Source organism: Celeribacter sp. (genome assembly GCF_048270365.1).
Lineage (GTDB): Bacteria > Pseudomonadota > Alphaproteobacteria > Rhodobacterales > Rhodobacteraceae > Celeribacter.
Window position 1 is genome coordinate 1 of the sequence record NZ_JBLWTA010000056.1, and the last position, 8,338, is coordinate 8,338.

Annotated in this window: 7 protein-coding genes; all 7 read right to left on the bottom strand. The window is 61.6% G+C overall.

Annotated features, from left to right (window positions below; all coding sequences use genetic code 11):
- Positions 1-722: ABC transporter permease (locus ACN0X0_RS22380; RefSeq protein WP_417281048.1), on the bottom strand; the 722-nt coding region annotated here is incomplete at its 3' end.
- Positions 723-729: 7 nt separating this feature from the next.
- The gene (locus ACN0X0_RS22385) at positions 730-1,911 is read right to left on the bottom strand and encodes a hypothetical protein (protein ID WP_417281049.1); all 1,182 of its coding nucleotides are present in this window, start codon (positions 1,909-1,911) and stop codon (positions 730-732) included.
- A gap of 104 nt (positions 1,912-2,015) precedes the next feature.
- Complete coding sequence (gene rfaD / locus ACN0X0_RS22390) at positions 2,016-2,996, bottom strand: ADP-glyceromanno-heptose 6-epimerase (protein ID WP_417281050.1); 981 nt, start codon at positions 2,994-2,996, stop codon at positions 2,016-2,018.
- A 57-nt stretch (positions 2,997-3,053) separates the two neighbouring features.
- Positions 3,054-4,595: a D-glycero-beta-D-manno-heptose-7-phosphate kinase gene (rfaE1, locus tag ACN0X0_RS22395; protein ID WP_417281051.1), complete on the bottom strand. Its 1,542-nt coding sequence runs from the start codon at positions 4,593-4,595 to the stop codon at positions 3,054-3,056.
- A gap of 402 nt (positions 4,596-4,997) precedes the next feature.
- Positions 4,998-6,188, bottom strand: coding sequence for an FkbM family methyltransferase (locus tag ACN0X0_RS22400; RefSeq protein ID WP_417281052.1), 1,191 nt, complete (start codon positions 6,186-6,188; stop codon positions 4,998-5,000).
- A 22-nt stretch (positions 6,189-6,210) separates the two neighbouring features.
- A complete protein-coding gene (locus ACN0X0_RS22405; protein ID WP_417281053.1) occupies positions 6,211-7,314 on the bottom strand; it encodes an SAM-dependent methyltransferase in 1,104 nt (367 codons plus the stop codon).
- A gap of 171 nt (positions 7,315-7,485) precedes the next feature.
- A partial coding sequence (locus ACN0X0_RS22410; protein ID WP_417281054.1) for a DUF2793 domain-containing protein occupies positions 7,486-8,338 on the bottom strand: 853 nt, incomplete at its 5' end.

The following is an 8,338-nucleotide window of genomic DNA, read 5'->3' on the forward strand; positions in this document are numbered from 1 at the left end:
AGGTAGGACGCATCCCAGGTGGTGGGAACCGTCGCGCCGAAATAGCCGCCGCGGAACATCTCGCTGGCGTGCACCAGCGGCGACCAAAGCACCACTTTCTGCGCCGTGCTGGGCAACCAGGCGACCATGTAGAAGGAGCCGGTCAGCGGCAGCAACAGATACATGACCGGCTGCACGAAGCGCTCGAGCGTCTCCGACATCTCCGTCAGGCTGGCGATGATGAGGCCGACGCCGAAGGTGAAGGCGCACATCAGGAACCAGGCGGTCAGCATGATCAGGTAGTCGTGCACCGGGGCAATCACCTCGAGCAGGGCGAGCGGGATGTAGGCGACGAAGAACGCGATCAGCGTGCCGACAAGCTCCAACAGCCCGCGGGCGACCAGCATGTCGAAGGGGCGGATGCGGCGGTGAAAGAACAGCCCCGAGTTGTGGCGGAAGCAGTGCACGAAGCGCGAGACCATGTGCCGCCAGACCGTGAGCATGGAGTAGCCCGTCAGCACCAGCGGCAGGATCGGAACGCCATGGTTCTCCCGCCCGTAGATGAACGACCAGACGATCATCACCCCGACCGTCAGGATCAGCGGCTCGCCGACCAGCCAGAGAAAACCGATGTTGTTGTGCCCGAAGCGCACCATCAGCTCGCGGATCAGCAGCGCGTTCAGCGTCTTGAAGCGTCGCTTGAGGATCATCGAGGTATCGGTGGCGGCGATCTCGTCCGTCATGGCGCCCTCAATGGATGTTGAGGTGATCGCGCCCGCCGGAAACCAGCAGGTAGATCATCACGAACGCGGCGAAAGAAATGATCATCACCGTGAAAATGCGGCGCAGGCGCTTGGGCTCGGTCGACTTGTCCGGTTGGTGCGGGCTGACGACGGCCTCGATGTAGATACGCTTGCGCTGCGTTTCCTGCCGGGCGTTGTCGATGGTGCGCATGGCGCTCTCGAACGCCTTGTCGGCAAGCACGCGCTTCAGCACAAGCCCCTCGTAGTCGGAGATCTTGCTGGCGATGGAAGCGTCCGAGCCGGCGATCTGGCCCTGCTCTTCCGCGATCTGGTCCCGTAGGGAGGTGATCTTGGTGACCAGCGGGGGGATGCGCGGATTGTTCGGCGAGGAGGTGCGGAGCTGACGCAGCAGAACCTCGTCCTCGACCATCTCCGAGGTGAGCGCGGCGATCAGCTCCGTGCGCTTGCTGACATTCTCCTCCGGGTCGACCATCAGCACCCGGTTGCGGTAGGCGGTGATCGCCGTCTGGCTTTCGATCACGCGCGTTTCCGCCTCGCTGAGGAGTTCGCCGGCGGCATCGAGCGCATCGCGCCGGGCGCGGTCGTTCATCTGGTTGACCCTGGCCTCGCTGAGGCTGAGCAGCGCGCGGGCGATGGCCACCGCGTCCTGCGGCCGGTAGGCCGAGACGCGCAGGGTGGTGATGCCGGTCTGGATGTCCTCTTCCACCACGATCTGATCGGAGAAATAGCGGAAGAAGCCCTCCGATGTATCGCCGAACAGAGTGGAGTAGCCGGTGATGAAATCCGCTTCGGGTCGGGTGTAGACCGCCCTGAGGTCTACCTGCTTCATCAGCTCGTCCATCGCGTCACGCGAGCGGATGTAGCTGTGGATCGCATAGGCATCGTCATTGGCGCGCGCCAGGCCGAAGCTGCGCAGCAGCACGGACAGACCGCCGATCTGCTGGCTGTTGACGCCACGCACGATGAACTTGGTCTCCGACACGTAGCGGTCGGCGGCGATCAGCCCGTAGAAGAGAAGCGCCCAGGTGACCGGGACAACGAAGATGCCCGTGACGAGAAGCAGAGCGTAGTGGCGCGAGACGAAATCCCAGGCACGCCGGAAAAGCCCGCGCGCACCGCCTTGCCCGGCCGCCGCGAGCAGCAGGTGCCTGTCCGGTTCGACGTTCACGACCGTCTCCGTTTGCCCGCGTCCGCGCGGGTCAGGCGTTCGCGACCCGTGCCAATGATGCCGGTCATCACGTTGCGTTCTCGCCTCCTACGCGGCTTCTATGGTCAAAGTATGTCTGATTCCCGCTCCAGAAACGCAAAATAAGCCGCGACGCCCTCCGTCAGGCCGGTCGGCGGCCGGTCGAAGCCCGCGGCACGCAGCTTGTCCATGCGCGCTTCCGTGAAATACTGGTAGCGCCCCTTGAGCTGCTCCGGCATGTCGATGAAGGTGATGTCGGTCGCCCGCCCCAGTGCCGCGAACATCGCCTCGCCCACATCGACCCAGCGCCGCGCCGTGCCGGTGCCGACATTGTAGATGTCGCCGGGGAAGGAATTGTCGAGCATCCACAGCACCACGGCGACGCAATCGTCCACATGGACGAAGTCGCGCATCTGCCCGCCGTCCACATAGTCCGCGCGGTCGGAGCGGAAGAGCCGCAGCGGCTCGCCGGCGCGCAGCTTTTCCCAGTTGGACCGCATCACGGAGCGCATCGAGCCCTTGTGGTCCTCGCGCGGGCCATAGACGTTGAAGAACCTGAGGCCCGCCCATTTCGAAGGGGCCGGGTCGCCACGACCGATGGCGGCCATCACCTGCCGGTCGAACAGGAGCTTGCTCCAGCCATAGGGGTTGAGCGGACGAAGCGCCGACAGATAGGCATCGTCGGAACGGTCGTCGAAACCGCGCGCGCCGTCACCATATGTGGCGGCCGAGGAGGCATAGACGAAGGGGATCGCCCGCGCCGCGCAAAAGCTCCAGAGTCGCTTCGAAAGCTGCAGGTTGCTTGCCACGATCAGATCGACGTCGCGCTCCGTCGTGGCGCTGATCGCGCCCATGTGCACGATGGCGCTGAGCGCATCGCCGTTGGCGGCGAGCCAGCCGTCAAGCGCCTCGGGGAAAACGAACTCCTCGGCCAGAAGCGTGCGGACGTTCTTCCACTTGTCGCCATCGCCAAAGGTATCGCAAACCACGACACGCTCGCCGCGCGCGGCCAGCGCCAGCGCGATGTTGGAGCCGATAAATCCGGCGCCGCCGGTCACTAGGATCACGTCGTTCGCTCCATGTCGTGTGTGTTTCGATGCCGTGTGATGTTCGACCCGCAGCGCTCATTCCGCGCTGGAGGCCGGTTCCGCAGTGGCCGCGCCGGCCACGGACAGGACGGGCGGGGCAAGGGATGCCACCACGTCCGCTGAGCCCTGCGCCGATCTGATACGCTCCACCGCCCGGGTTGTCGAGAGACCGGGGACGAGTTCGATGAGCGCCACGCGCCCGCCGGCGGCCTTGACCACATCGCCACCGACCACGTCTTCCTCGCGGTAGTCCGCGCCCTTCACGAGGACGTCGGGCAGCAGCGCGGAGATGAGCTCCAGCGGCGTGTCCTCCTCGAAGGGAACCACCAGATCGACGGACTGCATCGCCGCCAGAACCTCGGCGCGCGAGACGAGCGGCTGCACCGGACGGCCGCTGCCCTTCAACCGCGAGACGGAGGCGTCACTGTTCAGCCCGACCACCAGCCGGTCGCATTGCTCCGCCGATTTCGCCAGCATCGCCACATGGCCGGCGTGGACAATGTCGAAGCAGCCGTTGGTGAAGCCGACGGAGAGGCCCTCGCGCTTCCAGCCCTCGACGATCTCGGCGGCGTCCTCCAGCGAGGCGACGGCATGGGCAAGCGGGCGGTTGATGCGGTTGAGCTCACGCGACAGCTCGCTCGGCGTCAGCGCCGCCGTGCCGGCGCGGCGCACGACGGCGCCTGCCCCGGCATTGGCGAGAAAGGTCGCCTGCTCCATCGAATGGCTTGCGCCGAGCGCGGCGCAGAAGACCGCCAGCGCGGTATCGCCGGCGCCCGAAACGTCGAAGATCTCGCGGGCGCTGGCGGGCGAATGCAGCGGCTCGCGGCCAGCGCGAAACAGCGCCATGCCCTCGTCGGACAGGGTGACGAGCAGGTCCGCGCCGGTCTGCTCGATCACCCGCGCGGCCGCCTCGGCGCATCCTTCGAGGTCGGCGCAGGCATGGCCCGTCGCGTCGCGGAGCTCGGCGCGGTTCGGCTTGATCAGCGTCGCGCCGCGATAGGCGGAGAAATCGCGCCGCTTGGGGTCGACGATCACGGGAATGCCGCGTGCCCGCGCCGCCGCGATCACCTCGGCCAGAACCCGGTCGGTCAGCAGCCCCTTGGCATAGTCGGAGATGGCGAGCACGTCGCAATCGGCCATCGCCGCCGATGCCGCGGCGATGACGCGGTCCTCGACCTCGGCGGGAGCATGACGCACGACCTCCTCGTCGCAGCGCATGATCTGCTGGCCATTGCTGACGTAGCGGGTCTTGACCGTGGTGCAGATATCGGGACGGGTGATCAGGCCGTTGCGGGCCCTGGGATGCGCGGCGACAAGCTCCGCGCAGTGGGCGCCGGCCGGATCCGCGCCGACAAGGCCGATCAGCACCGCCTCGGCGCCGATGGAGACCGCGTTGGCCATGACGTTGGCGGCGCCGCCGAGCATGGTGGACGCCCTGTCGACATGCAGCACGGGCACGGGCGCCTCGGGAGAAATCCGCGAGACCTTGCCGTAGACAAAGCGGTCGAGCATGACGTCGCCGACAACGAGGATCCGGGTCCCGTCGAACGACTTGTTGAAGAACTTGCGAGCGAACATGCGTGTCTCCGGTCCGTCCCCGTTTCCGATCTCCTCGATCGGCACCGCCCTGCTCGGGCTGGGCCCGCCGTCGCCTGCAGACGGGCGCCGCCCACCATGTCGAGGGAGGCGTTCAGGCATGTCCGCACCTTCTCACAAAACAATCCCCAGCCGAGATCCGGCAACACCGGTTGCACAGCCGAAGCATGCGCGAGCGCGCCCGAATCGAACGCAAACATATGTACATCGGGAATATGGCAGATTCCGCACTGCGGAAAAACGCGCACAATTTACAGGGTTGAGCTTGCGGCGTGACATTTCCCCCAGGCAACCTTGATCAACAAGACGCCGGAAAGGTTTTCACGGCCCAAAGCGACTTTCATTCAGTACCTATTGGCATCAAACGCCCGGCCGCATATTGCCTCAACGCCTTTCGATCACAACGCCGTCCAGTCTCAAGCTCTTCAAGCTGGCGGTTTTCCTCAGAACAACCTCAAACTGCCCAACCCTCTCGGCGACATCGAACCGGATCGGTTGGTTCCACCGCGAAACCTCCGACGAGAAAAGCACTTTCGCACCGGCATCGGCGGTCAGGGCCAAATGTGCATCCCCATCGCCATCGCCTTCAAACCGCAGAGTATACGCGCCGGCAGGCAGAGATATATACGGGCCAAAGAAAAGCGTCGGCTCCTCAAGGTCGCCACTACGCGCACCGTCGTAGAGCAGCTCTCCGCCGCGCTGGACAAGACGATGCTCACCAGACTCAAACACGGGGTGATACACAAACCCGTGCGGGCGGATACTAAAGGAATCAAGGGCGCGCGAGGCGTCTTCGTCGGGCGTCCGCGTCGCCAGAATATAGATATTTCCCGTCGGGATCTCTCCCTCGGGAACGACACGAAGCGCCCCATGTCCATCCAAGGCGCAGACGCCGAAACCAAGTTCACGCAGATAGCCGATGACGCTCCGCCCGTACTCCGTCACCTCGTCAGTGAACGTGTAATATTCCAGCAGAAGGCGAATGTTCGGCGAGCGCCGCAGCGTCTTTTCCATCCCCTTCAAGACGCCAAGCTCGTGCCCCTCGACATCGATCTTTACGAAATCGGGCTGCACGTCCGAGGGAAGATAGTCGTCAAGAGCCACAGACTTCACCCGCACGATCGTGTGGGTGTCCTCCGCATCATGCTCATTGCGAATATGGCCTCCCCCGAGTTGGGTTGGGTCATACGCAAACTCCAACTCGCCGCTACTCTCAGCAACGGCCAGGTTTTCCCACGTGTACTGAGGCAGCCAGATCAGGCGATTTGCCATGGCAGATTGCTTAAGATAGGCAAAGGTATGAGGATTGGCCTCAAAAGAATAAACCCGCCCTCTTGCACCGATTATCTCGCTTGCAACGATGGAATAAAGCCCGAAATTTGCCCCGATATCGAGAAATGTCCCGCCCGGCGATAAAAACCGCTTAAGCACCGAGAGTTCAGACGGCTCAACAGGATGTCCCTGAATATATATCAAGGACTCCCAGGAACGTGTATCTACGCATATGTAGCTATCCGTACCATGAAGCTTAGCCATCCCCATGGAGCGACCGAGATAATAATATTCATTTGCCATCGTAAACCTACAAACTCGAGTGTCAGCGCTTAGTAGCAATGATGCCAAAGCAGGTTACCGGAAACCCATCAGCAGTTAGCTTGATATGATTTGCACCATCTCGCCATGCGCCCCCCTGATCAAACCGCCAGTCATGGGCATAGGGTGCGACATCAATAAACTTGTCTAGTGCACCGTCACCTACATCAAAACAAAGCGGAGCAACATCGCACCCCTTCGCCTCCAAGCGGCGTGCCATTTCCTCAAAATGCTTTCTTTGAAATAGAACCGTACTCCAATTATCCATAGTCTCGACGTCATTCATGAAATTAAATTCAGTAGTATGAATGGAGACGCCACCGGGCTTCAGAACATCGACAGCGCTTTCAACAAAATCCATACCAGCTGCAATCGACCCCAAATGCTCAAAAGCACAAATCGACCAGCAAAAATCAAACCCACGCAGATCGGATGGAATATCCGTCATATCGACATACTTGAAGTCGACCAGCCGATTAAACGTTTCACGATCCAAGAATTCAGACTTGTATGCTTTTTCGAGGGTTGCGAGCTCATTAGTCGAAGCCCACCCAGCCGCACGCCGATCTGTCGGCTCCAAGTCTGTCACCGTGACATGACAACCTTTGGATGCCAAGTATGACGGAAGGGGTTCTTCACCACATCCGAAGCCCAGCCCTCTCTTGCCTTCGCCCATATTTCCAGTCTGCCAGACGAACTGGAGCACATAGGCGAGTTCCCACAGCTTCCGATGAAAGACATGAGCAACCCTCAACTCACTCGTCCAATGACGCGTCCAATCATCCGACAAATCAGCTTGCGTCGAGGGCTTTGACATCATGCTGACTTCAAATGGCCCACCCGAGGGTGCGGGAGGAAGGTTTTCTGCGAGAATCTTCGCCAATTCATAGCCGAAAAATTTTATATTGAATTTCATTGCGTTGAAATCGCGAAGCAACTCCATAAGGGGATTAAGATTAGGCTCCCCATCATCTCGTGTAAGCTTGAGAAGATCGCGCAACTGAGCTTCCAGCGAAAAATCCGCCTCCACTTCGACTCCTCCGTCGTCCTTTGAACTAGCTCCAGCTGAGCCATGCTTGCGGGATCGGAAAAACGGTGATGTTGCCATGCTATTGTATCCGTTTGGAGGTCGGAATCACCGTTTGATTTTTAGTCCAAACCATATTGCACCGCAAATTCAAACGAAGACAACGAGTCAATTAATGTATTAATTTTCAAAAAAGTAACACCAAATGAATTGGACGTTTAAATTTCAAATCTCCTACAATAAAATTCATGTTCATTTGTTGGAACTCATCACCGTCACCCATTTCTGCCCATCACAAAACAACTGCGAAATTGCAGTGCCATTATCAGAGAATGCGATAGCACCTGGGCCAATGGAGGCGGGGTCAGGAAGGGATTCAGCAGGATACACAGTGCAACGCATCGCTCCATCCACATGAAGCCGTGCGGTTGGTTCAAGCACCCCGATTCCCACAGCACCTGAAGCACCTACAATTAGTCTACTCGCCCCATTCCCATAGAGCACAAAAGGCTTCTCGTCGGTGGTGTCGATGAAGACCTGGGTCGTGGACACGCCGAACTGGGCGATTTCGTTGCCGGTGCGCAGTTGCAGGCGGCAGTCGCCGTCGCCGTTTGTGTCGGAGACCTCCAGCTCCGCGCCGGGTTCCGTGGTGCCGATGCCGACGTTTCCCGAGGCGCGGGCGACGGTCAGCGCCGGTGCCAGGCCGCCCCCGTCGCGGGCAACCCTGAGAGACAGGTTGTCGTCGCCGCAAAGGCCGATCTCGGCGCGCGCCGCATAGTCGGTCTGGAAAAGCAGCGCCGCCGTGTCGCCGGCCGCGCCCTTGCTCACCGTCAGCCGGTGCGAGCCCGTCTCGCCGACAAAGAGGCTGGCGGGCGCGCGCACGGCGAGACGGTTGACCGGATCGGCCTTGGCGTTGATGCCGAGGCGGGCGAGGTCGTCACGCCCGGCATCGGGCAGCTCGGCAAGGTCACGCCAGCCGGCAGCCCCGCGCAGCATCAGCACGCCACGGGCGCGGTCGAGGGCGCACCACCCCTCGGCGGGCGCAAGGAAGAGCCAGGCCCCGTCGCGCCTGAGAGCGATCTCGCCCTCATGTCCCGCCCAGGCG

Coding starts and splice junctions, on each gene's coding strand:
- ACN0X0_RS22405 (WP_417281053.1), bottom strand. CDS start 7,314: ATGGCAACATCACCGTTTTTCCGATCCCGCAAGCATGGCTCAGCTGGA.
- ACN0X0_RS22400 (WP_417281052.1), bottom strand. CDS start 6,188: ATGGCAAATGAATATTATTATCTCGGTCGCTCCATGGGGATGGCTAAG.
- rfaE1 (WP_417281051.1), bottom strand. CDS start 4,595: ATGTTCGCTCGCAAGTTCTTCAACAAGTCGTTCGACGGGACCCGGATC.